The organism is Mesorhizobium sp. CNPSo 4688 (assembly GCF_057784295.1).
The window spans coordinates 36,328-54,227 of record NZ_JBWLUY010000002.1 but is presented as its reverse complement, the minus strand read 5'-3'; the positions used below and the strand labels follow the sequence as shown (position 1 = coordinate 54,227).

The 17,900-nt window shown below is 64.0% G+C and carries 14 protein-coding genes and 1 riboswitch; of the genes, 10 read left to right on the top strand and 4 right to left on the bottom strand.

The features are described 5' to 3' along the window. The first annotated feature begins 249 nt into the window (after window positions 1-249). From AC04SH_RS03260 to serA, 4 genes are all read left to right on the top strand, one after another. Entirely contained in the window at window positions 250-1,083 is an 834-nt protein-coding gene (locus tag AC04SH_RS03260) for an outer membrane protein (protein ID WP_477235073.1), read from the top strand. Window positions 1,084-1,310: 227 nt separating this feature from the next. Continuing rightward, window positions 1,311-2,084 carry an outer membrane protein gene (locus tag AC04SH_RS03255; protein ID WP_477235071.1) on the top strand — a complete coding sequence of 258 codons (774 nt, stop codon included), beginning with the start codon at window positions 1,311-1,313 and terminating at the stop codon, window positions 2,082-2,084. Window positions 2,085-2,285: 201 nt separating this feature from the next. After that, a complete protein-coding gene (locus AC04SH_RS03250) occupies window positions 2,286-3,461 on the top strand; it encodes a phosphoserine transaminase (RefSeq protein WP_477235069.1) in 1,176 nt (391 codons plus the stop codon). A gap of 66 nt (window positions 3,462-3,527) precedes the next feature. Continuing rightward, the gene (gene serA / locus AC04SH_RS03245) at window positions 3,528-5,129 is read left to right on the top strand and encodes a phosphoglycerate dehydrogenase (RefSeq protein ID WP_488573930.1); all 1,602 of its coding nucleotides are present in this window, start codon (window positions 3,528-3,530) and stop codon (window positions 5,127-5,129) included. A gap of 110 nt (window positions 5,130-5,239) precedes the next feature. Here serA and AC04SH_RS03240 read toward each other — a convergent pair whose 3' ends face one another. Continuing rightward, window positions 5,240-6,163 carry a DMT family transporter gene (locus tag AC04SH_RS03240; protein WP_192258563.1) on the bottom strand — a complete coding sequence of 308 codons (924 nt, stop codon included), beginning with the start codon at window positions 6,161-6,163 and terminating at the stop codon, window positions 5,240-5,242. A 211-nt stretch (window positions 6,164-6,374) separates the two neighbouring features. On the opposite strand from AC04SH_RS03240, the gene AC04SH_RS03235 reads away from it, so the two are divergent. Together AC04SH_RS03235 and AC04SH_RS03230 are read left to right on the top strand one after the other, a co-directional pair. Continuing rightward, window positions 6,375-7,673: an adenylosuccinate synthase gene (locus tag AC04SH_RS03235; RefSeq protein WP_488573929.1), complete on the top strand. Its 1,299-nt coding sequence runs from the start codon at window positions 6,375-6,377 to the stop codon at window positions 7,671-7,673. A gap of 76 nt (window positions 7,674-7,749) precedes the next feature. After that, window positions 7,750-9,429 carry a hypothetical protein gene (locus AC04SH_RS03230; protein ID WP_488573928.1) on the top strand — a complete coding sequence of 560 codons (1,680 nt, stop codon included), beginning with the start codon at window positions 7,750-7,752 and terminating at the stop codon, window positions 9,427-9,429. 53 nt (window positions 9,430-9,482) lie between these two features. Here AC04SH_RS03230 and AC04SH_RS03225 read toward each other — a convergent pair whose 3' ends face one another. The 3 genes from AC04SH_RS03225 to AC04SH_RS03215 form a co-directional block, all read right to left on the bottom strand. Beyond that, a complete protein-coding gene (locus AC04SH_RS03225; RefSeq protein ID WP_488573927.1) occupies window positions 9,483-9,719 on the bottom strand; it encodes a type II toxin-antitoxin system CcdA family antitoxin in 237 nt (78 codons plus the stop codon). A gap of 62 nt (window positions 9,720-9,781) precedes the next feature. Next, on the bottom strand, window positions 9,782-11,602 hold the full coding sequence (locus tag AC04SH_RS03220) for an ABC-F family ATP-binding cassette domain-containing protein (RefSeq protein WP_488573926.1): 1,821 nt from the start codon (window positions 11,600-11,602) through the stop codon (window positions 9,782-9,784). A 1-nt stretch (window position 11,603) separates the two neighbouring features. Next, window positions 11,604-12,260 carry a thiamine diphosphokinase gene (locus AC04SH_RS03215; protein WP_488573925.1) on the bottom strand — a complete coding sequence of 219 codons (657 nt, stop codon included), beginning with the start codon at window positions 12,258-12,260 and terminating at the stop codon, window positions 11,604-11,606. Between the two features lie 164 nt (window positions 12,261-12,424). Then, a riboswitch (TPP riboswitch) is annotated at window positions 12,425-12,539 on the top strand. Between the two features lie 43 nt (window positions 12,540-12,582). On the opposite strand from AC04SH_RS03215, the gene thiB reads away from it, so the two are divergent. From thiB to AC04SH_RS03195, 4 genes are all read left to right on the top strand, one after another. Beyond that, window positions 12,583-13,590, top strand: a complete 1,008-nt coding sequence (thiB, locus tag AC04SH_RS03210; RefSeq protein ID WP_488573924.1) for a thiamine ABC transporter substrate binding subunit — start codon at window positions 12,583-12,585, stop codon at window positions 13,588-13,590. 181 nt (window positions 13,591-13,771) lie between these two features. Next, window positions 13,772-15,349, top strand: a complete 1,578-nt coding sequence (thiP, locus tag AC04SH_RS03205) for a thiamine/thiamine pyrophosphate ABC transporter permease (RefSeq protein ID WP_488574242.1) — start codon at window positions 13,772-13,774, stop codon at window positions 15,347-15,349. Then, on the top strand, window positions 15,346-16,107 hold the full coding sequence (thiQ, locus tag AC04SH_RS03200) for a thiamine ABC transporter ATP-binding protein (RefSeq protein ID WP_488573923.1): 762 nt from the start codon (window positions 15,346-15,348) through the stop codon (window positions 16,105-16,107). The genes thiP and thiQ overlap by 4 nt, the downstream gene beginning before the upstream one ends. A gap of 334 nt (window positions 16,108-16,441) precedes the next feature. Then, window positions 16,442-17,848 (top strand): M48 family metalloprotease, encoded by a 1,407-nt coding sequence (locus AC04SH_RS03195; RefSeq protein ID WP_488574241.1) that lies wholly within the window; start codon window positions 16,442-16,444, stop codon window positions 17,846-17,848. Window positions 17,849-17,900 lie beyond the last annotated feature (52 nt).

The following is a 17,900-nucleotide window of genomic DNA, read 5'->3' as shown; positions in this document are numbered from 1 at the left end:
GCGCCGCCTCCAGCGGCAGGCGCGAACTGCCGGCTCGAAGACCTCAAGGCCCGCCTCCTGGCGGGCTTTTTGTTTCCGCCAGGCAGTCCCGGCATCAGGCCGGCAGAGACTGTTTGCTAAAATATCGAGAATTCGTGGTTAATCGACAGGGTTAAACGCGTTTTAACTTTTGCAATTCATTATCCACAACTGAGGTCAATCATATTCAGGCGGGTTGGATTTTCCCGACGGTTCTCAGGGGTGACAAGCATGTTCAATACAGCAAAAATGGCTCTCCTTGCCACGCTGTTCGCAGGCGTGGCCGGGCCGGTTTTCGCCGCCGATCTGGCGGAACCGCCGGTGGTCGAGGAAGCGCCGCCGCCGGTTGCCTATGAGCAGCCGGCCGAGGTCGGCGGCTGGTACATCCGCGGCGATATCGACTATCACAAGTCGGATCTACGCGGCGTCAACTATACGACTTATACCATCGATCCCGTTACCAACCTTATCACGCCTGGCGAAAGAAGTTTTGATTCCGCCAAGCTCAAGGCCGGTTTCTCGCTCGGTGCCGGCGTCGGTTACAAGATCAACGAACACTTCCGTACCGATCTGACGGCCGACTACTGGTTCAAGTCGAAATTCAACGGCTCAACCTCGGATATCAGCGGGACTTCGGTCGAGGTGTCGAAGATGAGCGCCTTGCTGCTGCTCGCCAACGCCTATGTCGATATCGGCACTTGGCACGGCGTGACGCCCTATGTCGGCGCCGGTATCGGTGGCGCGCACATCAAGTGGGATACGGTCCACGATCCGAATACCACCGAGACCAATCCCGGCTCGTCCAACTGGCGCTTCGCCTATGCGCTCATGGCCGGCGCTTCATATTGCCTTACCGACAAAATCATCCTCGATGCGGGCTATCGCTTCTCCCATATCCAGGGCGGCCGCATGTTCGAATGGGATGCAAGCAGTTCCGGCCCAGGCCACGATCGTGGCTTCAATACGCACGAAGTGCGCGGTGGCTTGCGCTACCAGTTCGGCGGCAACAATGGGTGCGCCGCGCCCGTGGTGGCCTATCAGCCCGAGCCGATCTACACCAAGTAGTCGCTTCGAAATCCTGGAATTTGCGAACCGCCCGGCCATGCCGGGCGGTTTTCGTTTGCCGATTGCGGTGCATTTTCAATCGGTCGCGTGCGCTGAAGAAAGCCTACCGAAATCAATTCGGTAACGCCGCGTTATCCTTAACCCGCACTTAACCACTATGGTTAACAATGCCTGCTGAAACGGTGCTTGCAATCAAATGACGCGCCAATTTCAGGAGCCGGGGACCCATGAATTTCAAATCGCTGACAGTGCCGGCGCTCGCCGCACTCGTGCTTGCTCCGCTGACGCCGGCGCAGGCCGCCGACTACGATCCGCCGGTCTATGTCGATCAGGCGCCGGACTATCAACCGGTCGAGGTCGGCTCGGGCTGGTATCTGCGCGGCGACGTCTCCTATCTCGCGCAGAAGAGCTACCAGGATCAGGATTTCACCTTCGCGCCGGCGAGCTTCAGCGAAAAGCAGGATCCCGCCTTTGTCAGCATCGGCTTCGGTTATCATTTCAACGACTATCTGCGCGCCGATATCAATCTCGGCTATCTGCCGGGCAACAAGGTTGGCATCCACTACGACGACACCGCGACGGTGATACCGCCGGCCACGGCAACGGTGGCGTCGGCGTCCCTGGAGAATTATTCCCTGTCGGGGATGGTCAATGGCTATGTCGATCTTGGCACTTATGTCGGGATCACACCCTATCTGGGTGCCGGCATCGGGCTGGTCCGGAGCAAATACAAGCTGTCGGCGAGCTACTTCACCGACAATCTCGACCCTACGGATGATTTCGTCCGCAGCGACAACAAGACCCAGTATGCCTTGGCCTATACTCTGGATGCGGGCCTGGCCTATCAGGTGACCAAGAATGTTTCCGTCGATCTCGGCTATCAGTATTTTTCGGCGCCGGATGCCGAATATGTCACAGCCGCGAGCCTGACCTCCTATCCGATCCGCAAGGGCATCAGCAATCATCAGGTCAAACTCGGGCTGCGCTACGACCTCTGGTAAGCTGGCTATAGACACGAAGCCTGACGGCGGATCTTTTCGATCCGCCGTTTGCGTTTGGGCTCACGACATCCTGATCGCGGATTGCTTGTATCTTGTCCGCGACAAAAACTTTCCTCTTGACGCCTGATGGCTGAACGCATATCGCCGTCCGTGGGCCACCCCTCCCCAACGAGGGGCCACTATCTGGAAGGATAGACCACGATGACGACGCATACGAAGCCCGGACTCCGTCCGGCAAACCCCAATTTCTCCTCAGGTCCCTGCGCAAAACGCCCCGGCTGGTCGGTCGAGGCGCTGACGAACGCTGCGCTCGGCCGTTCCCACCGCGCCAAGATCGGCAAGACCAAGCTCGAACAGGCGATCGAGCTGACGCGGGAAATTCTCCAGGTCCCGGCGGACTACCGCATCGGCATCGTGCCGGCGTCGGACACCGGTGCCGTCGAGATGGCGCTGTGGTCGCTGCTTGGCGAGCGCGGCGTCGACATGGTCGCCTGGGAAAGCTTTGGCTCCGGCTGGGTGACCGATGTCGTCAAGCAGCTGAAGCTCGCCGATACCAGAAAGATCGAAGCGGGTTATGGCGAGCTGCCTGATCTGGCGAAGATCGATTTCGACCGCGACGTGGTCTTCACCTGGAACGGCACGACCTCAGGCGTTCGGGTGCCGAACGGCGATTTCATTCCGGCCGACCGCAAGGGGCTGACGATCTGCGACGCGACCTCGGCCGCCTTCGCCCAGAGGCTCGATTTCGAGAAGCTGGATGTCGTCACCTTCTCCTGGCAGAAAGTGCTGGGCGGCGAGGGCGCGCACGGTATGCTGATTCTCAGCCCGCGCGCGGTCGAGCGGCTGGAAACCTACAAGCCGGCATGGCCGCTGCCAAAGATCTTCCGCCTGACGTCGGGCGGCAAGCTGATCGAAGGCATCTTCAAAGGCGAGACCATCAACACGCCGTCTATGCTGTGCGTCGAGGATTATCTCGACGCGCTCAATTGGGCGAAGTCGATCGGCGGTCTCGACGCGTTGATTGCCAGAGCGGATGCCAACGCCGCTGTGCTCGACGGCTTTGTCGACAGATCCTCATGGCTCGGCCATCTCGCAGTCGATGCGGCGACAAGGTCCAACACTTCCGTGTGTCTGTCTTTCACCGACGCTCAAGTCGCGGCGCTCGATGCCGACGGGCAGGCGGCTTTTGCGAAGGCGATCGTCTCTGTGCTTGACAAGGAAGGCGTCGCCTACGACATCGGCTCCTATCGTGACGCCCCGCCCGGCCTGCGCATCTGGTGCGGCGCGACGGTCGAGACAGCCGACCTCGAAGCGCTGCTGCCCTGGCTCGACTGGGCCTTTGCCGCGCAGAAGGCGTCGCTGAAAGCGGCGGCCTGAGATTTCTTGCGGCGGCCTTCGGGCCGCCCATTCCCACGGATCAAATTCCATTTGAAGGAGGTCGCCATGGCGCCCCGCGTTCTCGTCTCAGACAAACTCTCCACCACCGCCGTGCAGATCTTCAAAGACCGCGGCATCGAGGTCGACTATTTGCCCGATCTCGGCAAGGACAAGGAAAAACTGCTTGAAGTCATCAACCAATATGACGGTCTTGCCATCCGCTCGGCGACCAAGGTCACCGAAAAGCTGATCAACGCCGCCACCAGGCTGAAGGTCGTGGGCCGTGCCGGCATCGGTGTCGACAATGTCGACATCCCGGCGGCGAGCCGCAAGGGCATCATCGTGATGAACACGCCCTTCGGCAATTCGATCACCACCGCCGAGCATGCGGTGGCGATGATCTTCGCGCTGGCCCGCCAGATTCCGGAGGCCAACGCCTCCACCCATGCCGGCAAATGGGAAAAGAACCGCTTCATGGGCATCGAGATCACCGGCAAGACGCTGGGTGTCATCGGCTGCGGTAACATCGGGTCGATCGTCGCCACGCGCGGCGTCGGACTGAAGATGCATGTCATTGCCTTCGACCCGTTCCTGTCGGACAGCCGCGCCGAGGAACTCGGCGTCGAAAAAGTAGAGCTCGACGAACTGTTCGCCCGCGCCGACTTCATCACGCTGCATACGCCGCTGACCGACAAGACGCGCAACATTATCGACGCCGCCGCGATCGCCAAGATGAAGACCGGCGTGCGCATCATCAATTGTGCGCGTGGCGGGCTGATCGTCGAGGCCGATCTGGTCGCGGCGCTGAAGAGCGGCAAGGTTGCAGGCGCCGGCATCGACGTGTTCGAGATCGAACCGGCGGAGAACCACGAATTGTTCGGTATGGAGAATGTCGTGGCAACGCCGCATCTCGGCGCTTCGACCACCGAAGCGCAGGAGAATGTCGCGCTGCATGTCGCCGAGCAGATGTCGGACTACCTGATCAAGGGTGCCATTTCCAACGCCATCAACATGCCGTCGATCACCGCCGAGGAAGCGCCGCGGCTGAAGCCGTTCGTCAAGCTGGCCGAAGTGCTCGGCGCCTTTGTCGGTCAGGTCACCGAGGATCCGATCAAGGAGGTCGAGATCCTGTTCGACGGCTCGACCGCGACGATGAACACACGCGCGCTGATCAGCGCCACGCTTGCCGGCCTGATCCGGCCGCAGGTCTCAGACGTCAACATGGTGTCGGCGCCGATCATGGTGAAGGAGCGCGGCATCATCGTTGCCGAGGTCAAGCGCGACAAGTCGGGCGTGTTCGACGGCTACATCAAGCTGACGGTCAAGACCGAGCACATGACGCGCTCGATCGCCGGCACCTGCTTCTCCGACGGCAAGCCGCGGTTCATCCAGATCAAGGGCATCAATCTCGACGCCGAGGTCGGCCAGCACATGCTCTACACAACCAATGCCGATGCGCCCGGCATTATCGGCCTGCTGGGCACGGTGTGCGGCGAGAACGGCGTCAACATCGCCAATTTCCAGCTGGGACGTAACCGGCCAGGCGGCGACGCGATTGCGCTGCTCTATCTCGATGCGCCGTTCCCGGAGAATGTGCTGGAACAGGTCAAGGCGCACAAGTCGATCGACTCGGCCAAACGGCTGCAGTTCGACGTCAACGCGACGTGATCCTGACATAGCGACGGAATCGAAGGCGCGGGCTTTGTTGGGCGCAATCCCAAGGGAAAGCGCTGGGCGCTTTTCCCGGGAAACCGGTTCCCACTTTTCCCGGGATTGCTCTAGTCCGCGCCTTCTTCGTTTAAGACCAGCGGCAGGTTCGTCATCTTGCGCCCGCTATATTCGGCGAGCGAGATGCCGCCCAGCACCAGGACGAGCGCCAGCGCCTGGTAGAGCTGGAATGTCTCGCCGACGATCAGCACCGACAGCAGCGTGCCGAAGATCGGCACCAGGTTGATGAACAGGCCGGCCCGGTTGGCACCGATCAGTTCGTTGCCCCTGATGTAGAGGATCTGCGAAATGACCGAGGCGCCGACCGCGGTGTAGACAATGATCAGCCAGCCGCTGATATCGGGGACGATGACCTTGCCGGCCGCGGCTTCCCACAGGACAAAAGGCAGCGAGGTGATCAGCGCTGCGATCGACAGCGCCAGCATCAGGCTTTGCCAGCGCATCTCCGGTTTCAGCCGCAGCCCGACCGAATAGCCGCTGTAGAGGATGACGGCGATCAGCATGATGGCGTCGCCGAAATTGAGTTCCAGCGTCAGCAGCCGGCGCGGGTCGCCGTGGCAGGCGGTCAGCACCACGCCCGCTATGGTCAGCACGACGCCGGCGATCTGCGCCCAGTTCACCCGCAAGCGGAAAAAGATGAAATTGGCGACGATGATCAGGATCGGCATCGCGGCCTGTTCGATCGAGACGTTGATCGCGGTCGTATAGTTGAGCGCGGTGTAGAAGATGGTGTTGAACAAAGTGAAGCCGCAGGCGCCAAGCACGCCGAGCAGCAGCCAGTGTTTGCGCACCACCGGCCAGTCTTCACGGATCGTGCGCCAGCCGATCGGCAACATGATCGCAACCGCCAGAACCCAGCGCAGGAAGACCAGCATCATCGGCGAGACATGGTCGATCGCCAGCTTGCCGGCGACGGAATTGCCGCCCCACAGCAAGGTGGTGACCAGCAGGAACAGGTAGGCGCGTCGATGCATGGCAGGATTCCGGCAGCCGCAGAAGCTGCGGTGTTGCCGGCCTAAGGCCCCTGCCAGCCCAAGTAAATGATGTCAAAGCCGAAAATTGTTGTGCCTCAGGCCATTTTCGGCGGCAAAGAAAGGTCGCACTTGCGAGGTCTTGACGCTATAGAGGCCTGTCGTTTCGAACCATATCCAGGCCGCCAGGGCGGCATCTCAAGGGAAAAGAAACATGGCCAATGTGGTGGTCGTCGGCTCGCAATGGGGCGACGAAGGCAAGGGCAAGATCGTCGACTGGTTGTCGGAGCGCGCCGACGTGGTCGTGCGCTTCCAGGGTGGCCACAATGCCGGCCATACGCTGGTCGTCGACGGCAAGGTCTACAAACTGTCGCTGCTGCCGTCGGGCGTGGTGCGGAAGGGCAAGCTGTCGATCATCGGCAATGGCGTCGTCTTCGACCCGCACGCCTTTGTCGCTGAAGTGGCAAAACTCAAGGCGCAAGGCGTCGACGTGACGCCGGACCGCCTGAAAATAGCCGAAAACACCGCGCTTATCCTGTCGCTGCACCGGGAGCTGGACGGATTCCGCGAGGACGCCGCGTCCAATTCCGGCACAAAAATTGGCACGACCCGTCGTGGCATCGGCCCCGCCTATGAGGACAAGGTGGGCCGGCGCGCGGTTCGGGTGATGGATCTGGCGGATTTGGAAACGCTGCCCCTCAAGGTCGACAGGCTGCTGACGCATCACAATGCGCTGCGTCGCGGGCTTGGCCATGGCGAAGTCACCCATGAGGCGATCATGACCGAGCTGACCTCGGTCGCCGATGAGATCCTGCCCTATATGGACCGCGTCTGGAAAATCCTCGACGACAAGCGCCGCGCCGGCGAGCGTATCCTGTTCGAGGGCGCGCAAGGAACGCTGCTCGACATCGACCACGGCACTTATCCGTTCGTCACCTCGTCCAACACCGTCGCCGGCCAGGCCGCCGCCGGTTCGGGCGTCGGCCCGGGCGCTATCGGCTATGTGCTGGGCATCACCAAGGCCTATACGACGCGTGTCGGCGAAGGCCCGTTCCCGACCGAGCAGAAGAACGAGATCGGCGAATTCCTCGGCACGCGCGGCCACGAATTCGGCGTCGTCACCGGGCGCAAGCGCCGTTGCGGCTGGTTCGATGCCGTGCTGGTGCGCCAGGCCGTCGCCGTCAATGGCATCAAGGGCATCGCGCTGACCAAGCTCGACGTGCTCGATGGGCTGGATGAGATCAAGGTCTGCACCGGTTACCGGCTCGACGGTGAAATGATCGACTATCTGCCGGCCAGCCAGGGCGCGCAGGCGCGCGTCGAACCGCTCTACGAGACGCTCGAGGGTTGGAAAGGCACCACCGCCGGCGCGCGCAGCTGGAACGACCTTCCGGCGCAGGCGGTCAAATATGTCCGCTACATCGAGGAGCTCATCGGCGCACCCGTCGCGCTCCTTTCCACCAGCCCGGAACGGGATGACACAATACTTGTGACCGATCCGTTTCAAGACTAGTTTTCTGAAGCCTTTCCGGGCATCGCGGCTGATTTGCGGGGGCCGGCGCGGAAACAAAATACAGGTCGACTGAAGCATGGCAGATTTCGTTGCTGTTCTGAAAAAGGCGCTCGACAAATATGGCGAGCCGGCGCTCGACGTGCGCACAAGGACCTACGACGGCGCCCGTGCCGCGCTGGTCAAGAAGCTTGCGGATTTTTCGCCGCCGCTGTCCGCCGACGTCATCGCCAAGCAGAAACGCTCCCTGGAAGACGCCATCTCAAGTGTCGAGAGGGACTATGCCAAGGCGGCGCCGGCGTCTGATCCGCTGGCCGAGCTCGAGCACATCTTCTCCTCGATCGATCGCAACAAGAATCAGTCCAGTCATGTCAAGCCGCCAGTCACGCCTGCACCCGCGCCGGCATTGCAGCCGGCGAAACCCGTGCAGCCGGCGCCGGTTGCTCGGACGGAGCCGAGCTGGCAGAGGCCCGCACCGACACCGCCGCCTGCCGCGCGTGCCGAAACCGTCAACGAGCAAGCCGCGGAGCTGGACGCCGACGACGATAGCGCCGATGTGTTTGCCAATGACGAGCAGCCGGCCGCGGACACGTTCCAGCGGCTGCGCCCGGCCGAGCGCAAGCGCAGCTATGGCGGGCTGATCGCCGCTGTCGTCGCGCTGCTGGTGGTCGCCGGCGGCGGCTATGGCATCTGGCTGAACAAGGATGCGTTTGGCTCGATGCTCGGCTTTGGCGACACCAAGACGGTCTCGACCGAACCGCTGGTCAAGCCGGCACCGGCAAAGCCCGCGGCCGAAGCGCCGGCACCGGCTGCTGCCGGCGAGGGAACGAAATTCACCCAGCGCCTGACGCCCGAAGGCGGTGAGACCGACCCTGGTCCCGCGGCCGGTCAAAGCGGCATTGGCGAGGGCGAGTCCGTCGCTGCGCTGACCACGCCACCGCCTCCGGCTCCGGCACCAGCGGCGGTGCCAGCGCCTGCGACCCCGGCGCCCGGCGACACCACAGCTACGACGGCGCCCGCCACGCCGGCGCCTGACGCTTCCGCCACGCCGCCGGCAACGCCGCCCGCCGACGGCGCCGCTCCGCCGGCCAATGGGGCAGCACCCAATGGGGCAGCACCAGCTGATGCCGCAGCCACGCCGCCAGCGCCCGCACCCGGCACGCCGCCGGCGGCACCGACGGCCGCAGCCCCCGAGCCGACCGTTGCGGTCGGCCAGAAGGCGATCTTCTACGAGGAACGCACCTCGACCGCGCAGGGCTCGGCCGAACCCGGCAGCATCGTCTGGTCGCTGGTGCAGGAATCGCCCGGCGGCGACCTGCCGCCCGAGCCGGCGATCCGCGCCGAGGCGACCATTCCCGGCAAGGACATCCAGCTGCGCATGACCATCCGCCGCAACACCGACCAGACGTTGCCGGCCAGCCATATCATCGAGATGATCTTCCTGACGCCCGAGGGCTTCGACGGCGGTGGCGTCGACAACATCCTGCGCGTCGCCATGAAGAGCTCCGAGCAGGATGCCGGCAGCCCGCTGATCGGCATCCCGGCCAAGATCGCCGACGGCTTCTTCCTGGTGGCGCTCAACGACACCAAGGCCGACGAGGACGCCAATCTGACGTTGCTCAGGGGCCAGGACTGGATCGACGTGCCTGTGGTCTACAAGACCGGACGCCGCGCGCTGCTGACCATGGAAAAGGGCATCCCCGGCGAGAAGGTCTTCGACGAAGCGCTGAAGGCCTGGCAGGCGAAGACGGCGGGCTGATAGGCAGCGTTAACGCTGTCCTGCTCTTTCCCCGGGCGGCGAGCGGGGCCAGGTCAAAACGGACGACGCTTGGCCAGCGGCAGCCCGTTTCGCCTGACGTAGTCGTTCCAGCTTTCGATGGCATCCTTGTTTTCTTCTTGCCATCGACGCGTCTTTTCCGCAGCGATCGCCTTCGCAAGGCCCGTCTCGGCGGCGCGAGCGATGTCGATCTCCAAGGCCTTCGCTTCCTCGATCAATCGGAGGTCAATGGAAAGTTTGAGCGATTTTCGCGAAGACTGAGCATCAGCCATTTGAACGGCCCTATCCGTACCTACGGGCAAGAGCATGGCAGCGCGCTTGTAAGGCTGCAAGCCTAGCCTTCCATCTCCTCGCGCAGCATTTCCAGTTCCAGCCACTCTTCCTCCAAGGCGGCCAGCGTGGCGCGTTCCTTGTCGAGGGCGGTTATCGTCTTCTGGAACGAGGCCGGGTCGCGCTCGTAATAGGCGGGATCGGCGATGTTGTTCTCCAGCCGCGAGATCGAGGCGGTTACCGCTTCGATTTTCTTGGGCAGCGACTCCAGTGCGAATTTCTGTTTGAACGACAGTTTCTTCGCCGGTCCTTTCGGCGCCGCTGCCTCGCTTTTTCCCACAGCCGGCGTTTCGCTGGCCTCAGTCTTGGTCCGCGCCTTGCGGTCGTCGAGCCTGGTGCCGCCGCGCTGCGCCAGCATGTCGGAATAGCCGCCGGCATATTCGATCCAGCGGCCGCCACCGTCCGGCGCGATGATGCTGGTCACGGTGCGGTCAAGGAAATCACGGTCGTGGCTGACCAGGATGACAGTGCCGGCAAAACCGGCGACCAGTTCCTGCAGCAGTTCCAGCGTTTCCATGTCGAGATCGTTGGTCGGCTCATCGAGCACCAGAAGGCTCGCCGGCCGCGCCAGCACGCGCGCCAGCAGCAGCCGCGCCCGCTCGCCGCCGGACAGCTCGCGCACCGGCGTGCGTGCCTGCTCCGGCTTGAACAGGAAATCCTTCATGTAGGAAACGACATGGCGCTGCTCGCCATTGATGACAAGGTTTTCGCCGCGCCCGTCGGTGAGGTATTGCGCCAGCGTCTCGGCTGGGTCGACCGACTCGCGCTTCTGGTCGAGCGTGGCGATTTCCAGATTGGTACCGAGTCGCACCGAACCCACATCCGGCTTCATCTCGCCGGTCAGCATCTTTAACAGCGTCGTCTTGCCGGCGCCGTTCGGTCCGACCAGCCCGACGCGGTCGCCGCGCTGGATCCGGGTCGAGAAGCCTTTGACCACGGTGAGGTCGCCAAAGCTCTTCTCGATGTTCTTGGCCTCGATTACCAGCTTGCCGGATTCGGCGGCGTCGCTGGCCACCATGGTCGCGGTACCTTCGGCGCCGCGATGGCCGCGAAAGCGCTGGCGCATGGTCTGCAATTCGCCGAGCCGGCGCATGTTGCGCTTGCGCCGCGCCGTCACGCCATAGCGCAGCCAGTGCTCCTCGCGCACGATCTGCCGACCGAGCTTGTGCTGTTCGCGCTCTTCCTCTTCCAACACCTGGTCGCGCCATTCCTCGAAATGGCCAAAGCCCTTGTCGAGACGGCGGGTCTGGCCGCGGTCGAGCCAGACGGTAGCGCGCGATACGCGTTCGAGGAAGCGGCGGTCGTGCGAGATGACGATCAGGGCCGACGAGGTGCGGACGAGTTCCTCTTCCAGCCATTCGATGACCGACAAATCGAGATGGTTCGTCGGCTCATCAAGCAGCAGAATATCGGGCTCCGGCGCCATCACACGTGCAAGGGCGGCACGGCGCGCTTCGCCGCCCGAGAGGTCGTTGGGGTTCTCGGTTCCGATGAGGCCGAGATGCTCCATCAGATAGGTGGCGCGGTAGGGATCGTCGGCAGGCCCGAGCCCGGCCTCGACATAGGCGCGCACATTGGCAAAGCCCTCCATGTCGGGCATTTGCGGGAGATAGCGCACCGTCGCCGAAGGCTGGCGGAACACCTCGCCGTCCTGCGGCTCGATCAGCCCGGCGGCGATCTTGAGCAGCGTCGACTTGCCGGAGCCGTTGCGGCCGACCAACGCGATCTTGTCGCCGGCGGAGGCGGTGAGTTCGGCGCCGTCGAGCAGCGGCGTGCCGCCGAAGGTCAGCTTTATCCCGTCGAGGTTGAGAAGTGGCGGGGCCATGTCAGCTTTCAGGCAAGGGGTAGGGATGAGCGAGCAGCAGGGCGCGGCCATGGCCGAGCGCGATTTCGAGGCCGCCCCCGGTCTTGGACTTGACCTCGTTGGAGATGGTCAACGACGAGCCGAAGGCGACCTCGACATGGTCGAGCGGCCACTTGGCGCCGGAAACGGTGAGGCCCGAAAGATCGGAAAAGCCAAGCACCGAAAACAGCGTGCCGTCGGCATAGTCGAAGCCGGCCTTGCCGGGCAGCAAGGGCACCCCCTCCTGCGCGCCGCTGGTCAACAACACTTTCGTGCCGGCCTCGGCCAGCCGCAGGCTGAGCGCCAGATGCAGGTGCGCATGGTCGGCGCGTTTGCCGCCGAAAGCCCCGACCAGCACAAGGCTGGTGGCGCCGCGTTCCAGTGCGGCGGCGATGGCCAGCTCGCCGTCGGTCTTGTCTTTCTCCGGCGGAAATACCTGGCGCGGCACGGCGGCGAGATCGGCGGGCAGGTCCGCCGGCACGGAATCGAAGTCGCCCACCCATAGCTCCGGCATCAGGCCGAGCATCCGGGCATGGCCGATGCCGGCGTCGGCGGCGATGATGCGCGAGCCCTCGACCTGGCGGTCGAGCCGCGGCGTGCGGATGAGATCGCCGCCAAGCAGGATGGTGAATGTGCTCATATCCGGTGGCCCTTACCAGCCCCGCCGGCGAAACGGAAGGCCGGGCCTCGCCTCCGCTCTTTGTTGGAGCATGATCTTTTTTCCGGAAACCGGTTCCCACTTTTCGGGATCATGCTCTGGCAAACTTCCGCTTGCGTGGCACCTTGGCCGGGCCTATGTGTCGAAATGCTCTAACGGGGTGCCGGACGCGATCTTAGCGGACCGGCTGAGAGGCAGTCTCGCCAACCCGCTGAACCTGATCCGGCTTGTACCGGCGGAGGGATTAGACGCTTCGGACAGCCCGACGCCTCAATTCCTGTCAACACGAATGAAGGAGGCGCCGATGCGCATGATTTTGTCCCATCTTGTCCCAGCCCTGGGTCTTGCTGTTTCGCTTTTGGCAAGCCCTGCGTCCGCGCAGGACAAACTCACCGTCTACACCTACGAGAGCTTCACCGCCGACTGGGGCCCGGGTCCTGCGGTGAAGAAGGAATTCGAGGCCGAATGCGGCTGCAGCGTCGATTTCGTCTCGGTCGCCGACGGCGTTGCGCTGCTCAATCGCGTCAAGCTGGAAGGCGCGTCGACCAAGGCCGATATCGTGCTTGGCCTCGACACCAACCTCACCGCAGAAGCCAAGACCTCCGGCCTGTTTGTCCCGCATGGCGCGGTGGCTGAGAACAGCGTGCCGGGCGGCTGGAGTGACGATACCTTCGTCCCCTTCGACTACGGTTATTTCGCCGTCGTCTACGACACCGAAAAGCTGAAGAACCCGCCCAAGAGTCTGAAGGACCTGGTCGAAGGCGATGCCGCCGACAAGATCGTCATCCAGGACCCGCGCACCTCGACGCCGGGTCTCGGCCTGCTGCTCTGGGTCAAGTCGGTTTATGGCGACAAGGCGCCGGAAGCCTGGGCGAAGCTCAAGCCGAAGGTGCTGACGGTGACGCCGGGCTGGAGCGAGGCCTACGGCCTGTTCACCAAGGGCGAGGCGCCGATGGTGCTGTCCTATACGACATCGCCAGCCTACCACATGGTGGCCGAGAACACCGAGCGCTACCAGGCGGCGTCTTTCGAGGAAGGCGAATACCTGCAGATCGAGGTTGCCGGCATCACCACCACCGGGGCAAAGAACCCGCTGGCGGCAAAGTTTCTGGCCTTCATGACCGGGCCGAAATTCCAGAATGTCATTCCCGAGACCAACTGGATGTTCCCGGCAGGGAAAACCGACAAGCCGCTCAACCCGGCCTTCGACAAACTGGTCAAGCCGGCAAAGACGCTGCTGTTTAGCCCGGAAGAGGTTGCGGCCAACCGCAAGGCCTGGGTCGATGAATGGCTGGCGGTGATGAGCAAGTGACGGCGGTCTTCACCCTCCCCCTTGTGGGGAGGGTCGATCCGCGAAGCGGAGCGGGGTGGGGGTTGCAACGTTGACTACCGCCTCCCCCCCACCCCGGTTCGCGGATACCGCTTCGCGGCATCCGCGCCCCGACCCTCCCCACAAGGGGGAGGGTGGAAAGCGCGCACCTTCTGACCCCCGCATCGCCGCCGGCATTGTCGCGCTTGCGGCAATCGCGCTGCTGATCGGTGGCGCCTTCGCGGGCCTCATCCTCGAAGGCGCGCACGACCTCCGCGGTGCTGCCTCCGCCTTCGATCTCTATCTCCTGCGCGTCACCCGATTCACCCTGTGGCAGGCGGCACTCTCGACGCTGCTTTCCGTCGCCCCAGCGCTCTTCGTCGCCCGCGCCCTGTCGCGGCATCCGCGCTTCTTGGGCCGTGGCTTCATCCTCCAGCTGTTCACCGTGCCCCTGGCCTTGCCGGCCATTGTCGCGGCACTCGGCATCTTGGCGCTCTATGGCCGGGCCGGCTACTTCGCCGCGATCGGTGGCCAAAGCTGGCCTGATATATACGGCCTGTCGGGCATCCTCGTCGCGCATGTGTTCTTCAACCTGCCGCTGGCGGCGCGGCTGTTCCTCGAAGCGCTGGGCACGGTGCCTGCCGATCAATGGCGGCTGGCAAGCCAACTCGACATGGGGGCGAGCGCGGCCTTCCGGTTGATCGAATGGCCGGTGCTGCGGTCGGCTTTGCCGGGCGTCGCCGGCCTTGTCTTGATGCTTTGCATCACCTCCTTCACCATCGTCCTCATCCTCGGCGGCGGGCCGGCGGCGACGACGCTGGAGGTCGCCATCTACCAGGCGCTGCGCTTCGACTTCGATCCCGCGCGGGCGGTGACGCTGACATTGCTCCAGATTGCGCTGACCTTTGCCGTCGTGCTGGCGCTGACGCGGCTTGGCGCCAATGTGACCGGCGACGCCAACCTGCCCGTGGCGCCGCGCCGCTATCTCTCGGCCGGCACAACTGAAACGGCGCTCAACGCGGCCCTGATCGTGCTCGCCTTGCTGTTCGTCGCCGGGCCGATGGCCGCCACCTTCATTTCAGGCCTTGGCGCCGATCTCGGCCGGCTGGCCGGCGAGAGCGCGGTGCGCCAGGCGACGCTGACCAGCGCCGGTCTCGGCCTGCTGGCGGCGCTGCTATCGCTGTCGCTATCGCTGTCGCTGATCATGGCGCGCCGGGCGCTGTCCCTACACCGCCGTGGCGGCGCCCGCTCACTGCTCGAACATGCCACCGACACCGGCGCCGGCTTTGTCCTCGTCGTGCCGCCCATCGTCATCGGCGCCGGCTGGTTTCTCTTGCTGCGCACGATCAGCGATGTCTTTGCCATCGCGCCGGTCATGGTCGTCACCGTCAACGCGGTGATGGCGATGCCCTTCGCCATCCGCGCGCTGCGTCCGGCCTATGATGCGGCAAGCGAGCGCCATGAAAAGCTGTGCGCACAGCTCGGCATTTCGGGCTGGAACCGGCTGCGGCTGGTCGATTGGCCGTCGCTGCGGCGGCCGCTGGCCACCGGCTTTGCCTTCGCCATGGCGCTGTCGCTCGGCGATCTTGGCGTCATCGCGCTGTTCGGCAGCGATTCGGTGCAGACCTTGCCCTATCTCCTCTTGGCGCGCATGGGCAGCTACCGCACAGCCGACGCTGCCGGGCTGGCTTTGCTGCTCGGGGCGGTCTGCCTCGCACTGGTGGTCGCCGCGGATTGGCTGGGACGGGGAGAAAGATCGTGAATTCCGCCAACAAAGGCGCGGCCGTGCGGCTGAACCAGGTCGCGTTCAGCTATGGCGAGACGCCGTTCCTGTTCGATGTCGAGTTCACTGCCTCGAAAATCACCGCCATCATGGGGGCGAGCGGTTCGGGAAAGTCGACCCTGCTCAACCTGGTGGCCGGCTTCGAGACGCCGCAATCCGGCCGCGTGCTGATCGGCGGCGCCGATGTCAGCGCCAGGCCGCCGTCGGCGCGGCCGGTGTCGATGGTGTTCCAGGAAAACAATCTGTTTGCCCATCTCTCGGTCGAGAAGAATGTCGGCCTCGGCCGCTCGCCATCGCTTAGCCTGACGCAAACCGACCGCGCCGCAATCGCCGAGGCCCTGAGCCGTGTCGGCCTTGCCGGTAAGGAAAAGCGCCTGCCGCGCGAACTCTCCGGCGGCGAAAGGCAGCGTGTGGCGCTCGCCCGCGTGCTGGTGCGCGATCGGCCGGTGCTGTTGCTCGACGAGCCGTTCGCCTCGCTTGGGCCCGCACTGCGCGACGACATGCTCGACCTCGTGGCCGGCGTCCATGCCGAGCGGGCGATGACGGTGTTGTTCGTCACGCATCAGCCGGAAGACGCGCGACGCATCGGCGAGGACATGGTTTTTCTGGACAATGGCAGGGTTGCCGCGACGGGAACTGCCGCCGATTTTTTCGACGGCACTGGTCCTGAAGCGTTTCGGCGCTATATCGGCGCAAGTTCGGGCGGATCACGCGATATTGCCCGGAAGCGGACATAATTTACGACCAAACCGGCTACAGGTGATGTGGCGCTTGCTTGCCATGGTCCAGCTGATGTGGCTAGGTCCGCCCAGTACTGGTCCGGCACGAGCCGTGATTTGCCCCCTACAGCGCCGCATCCATCCGGATGCGTAAAACGCTGTAGGTTTTTTGATTTGTGCAGGATCGCCACCGAAAATTCGATTTTCGCTGGCGCGGACCCCTGGGTCCAGGTCATGCGCCGAGAGCTGAAGGGACGCCGTGCTGTCGACCGGCACTGACACTTTGAGACGCAGGCCGCTGGCGCGCTTCCTTGCGCTGGCCGGCCTTGCCGTGGCACTGGCCAGTTGCCAGATGTTCACGCCTCCGGAAGTGCAGGAATCCGGCTTCCAGCCTTCCGACAAGCCGATCACGGTCGACAATGTCGCCGCCAACAGCAAGCTCGCCGAACTGGCGAAGGCGCAGCATCCGCGCATCCTTGCCACCTATGGCGGCGAATATTCCGATCCCAAGCTCGAGCGGATGGTGGCCAAGGTCGTCGGCAGCCTGACCGTGGTGTCGGCCAATCCGACCCAGACCTATCGCATCACCATCCTCAATTCGCCCAACGTCAACGCCTTCGCGCTGCCGGGCGGCTATCTCTATGTCACCCGCGGCCTCTTGGCGTTGGCCAATGATTCGGCCGAACTCGCCGCCGTCATCGCGCATGAGATGGGCCACGTCACCGCCAACCATGGCCTGCAGCGCCAGCAGCTCGAGGCCGAGGAAGGCCTGGCGACCAAGGTGGTCTCCGATGTGCTCGGCGACAGCCCGACCGCCAAGGCGGCATTGATCCGCGGCAAGCTCAGGCTGGCGCAGTTCTCGCGCAACCAGGAGCTGGAGGCCGATGCCATCGGCATCAAGTCGATCGGCGAAGCCGGCTACGATCCCTATGCCGCCGGCCGCTTCCTGCAGTCGATGTCGGCCTATACCGATTTCCGCTCGATATCAGGCGCCACCGATGCCAGCCTCGACTTCCTGGCCACGCACCCCAACACGCCGCAGCGCATCGATCTGGCTCAGCGCCACGCCCGCCAGTTCGGCGCGCCGGGCGTCGGCACGCGCGACCGCGATTCCTTCCTGGCTGGCATTGACGGCCTGCTCTACGGCGACACGCCGGAAGAAGGCTATGTGCGCGGCCAGACCTTCCTGCATCCGGGGCTCGGCGTATCGTTCACCGTGCCGAACGGTTTCGTCATCGACAATACGGCTGCGGCGGTGACGGCGACCGGGCCGGGCGACATGGCGATCCGCTTCGACGGCGTGTCGATCGACAAGGACCGTGCGCTCACCGACTATATCAAAAGCGGCTGGGTGGCCGGTCTCGACGAGACCAGCGTGCGTCAGGAGACGATCAACGGCAATGAGGCAGCGACCGCGCATGCCGGCGCCGACGGCTGGCAGTTCGACATTGCGGTGATCCGTGCGGGCGGCCAGGTCTACCGGCTGTTGACGGCGGCCCCCTCGGCCAGCGCAACGCTCGACCCGGTGGCGCGCTCGGTCAGCGGCTCGTTCCGCATCCTGAGTGCGGCCGAAAAGGCGGCGCTGAAGCCACTGCATATCCGCGTCGTCACCGTTCAGGCCGGCCAGACCATGGGCTCGCTTTCGGCGCAAATGGTCGGCGTCGACCGCAAGCTCGATCTGTTCAGGGTGCTCAACGCGATGTCGCCGGGCGCCTCGGTTTCGGCCGGCGACAAGGTCAAGATCGTCACGGACAAGTAGCAGCGCAGTCCGGTTCGATAGTGTCTGCGCGTGCGATGTAGAGTTGAGATCA

Coding starts and splice junctions, on each gene's coding strand:
- AC04SH_RS03260 (WP_477235073.1), top strand. CDS start 250: ATGTTCAATACAGCAAAAATGGCTCTCCTTGCCACGCTGTTCGCAGGC.
- AC04SH_RS03255 (WP_477235071.1), top strand. CDS start 1,311: ATGAATTTCAAATCGCTGACAGTGCCGGCGCTCGCCGCACTCGTGCTT.
- AC04SH_RS03250 (WP_477235069.1), top strand. CDS start 2,286: ATGACGACGCATACGAAGCCCGGACTCCGTCCGGCAAACCCCAATTTC.
- serA (WP_488573930.1), top strand. CDS start 3,528: ATGGCGCCCCGCGTTCTCGTCTCAGACAAACTCTCCACCACCGCCGTG.
- AC04SH_RS03240 (WP_192258563.1), bottom strand. CDS start 6,163: ATGCATCGACGCGCCTACCTGTTCCTGCTGGTCACCACCTTGCTGTGG.
- AC04SH_RS03235 (WP_488573929.1), top strand. CDS start 6,375: ATGGCCAATGTGGTGGTCGTCGGCTCGCAATGGGGCGACGAAGGCAAG.
- AC04SH_RS03230 (WP_488573928.1), top strand. CDS start 7,750: ATGGCAGATTTCGTTGCTGTTCTGAAAAAGGCGCTCGACAAATATGGC.
- AC04SH_RS03225 (WP_488573927.1), bottom strand. CDS start 9,719: ATGGCTGATGCTCAGTCTTCGCGAAAATCGCTCAAACTTTCCATTGAC.
- AC04SH_RS03220 (WP_488573926.1), bottom strand. CDS start 11,602: ATGGCCCCGCCACTTCTCAACCTCGACGGGATAAAGCTGACCTTCGGC.
- AC04SH_RS03215 (WP_488573925.1), bottom strand. CDS start 12,260: ATGAGCACATTCACCATCCTGCTTGGCGGCGATCTCATCCGCACGCCG.
- thiB (WP_488573924.1), top strand. CDS start 12,583: ATGCGCATGATTTTGTCCCATCTTGTCCCAGCCCTGGGTCTTGCTGTT.
- AC04SH_RS03195 (WP_488574241.1), top strand. CDS start 16,442: ATGTTCACGCCTCCGGAAGTGCAGGAATCCGGCTTCCAGCCTTCCGAC.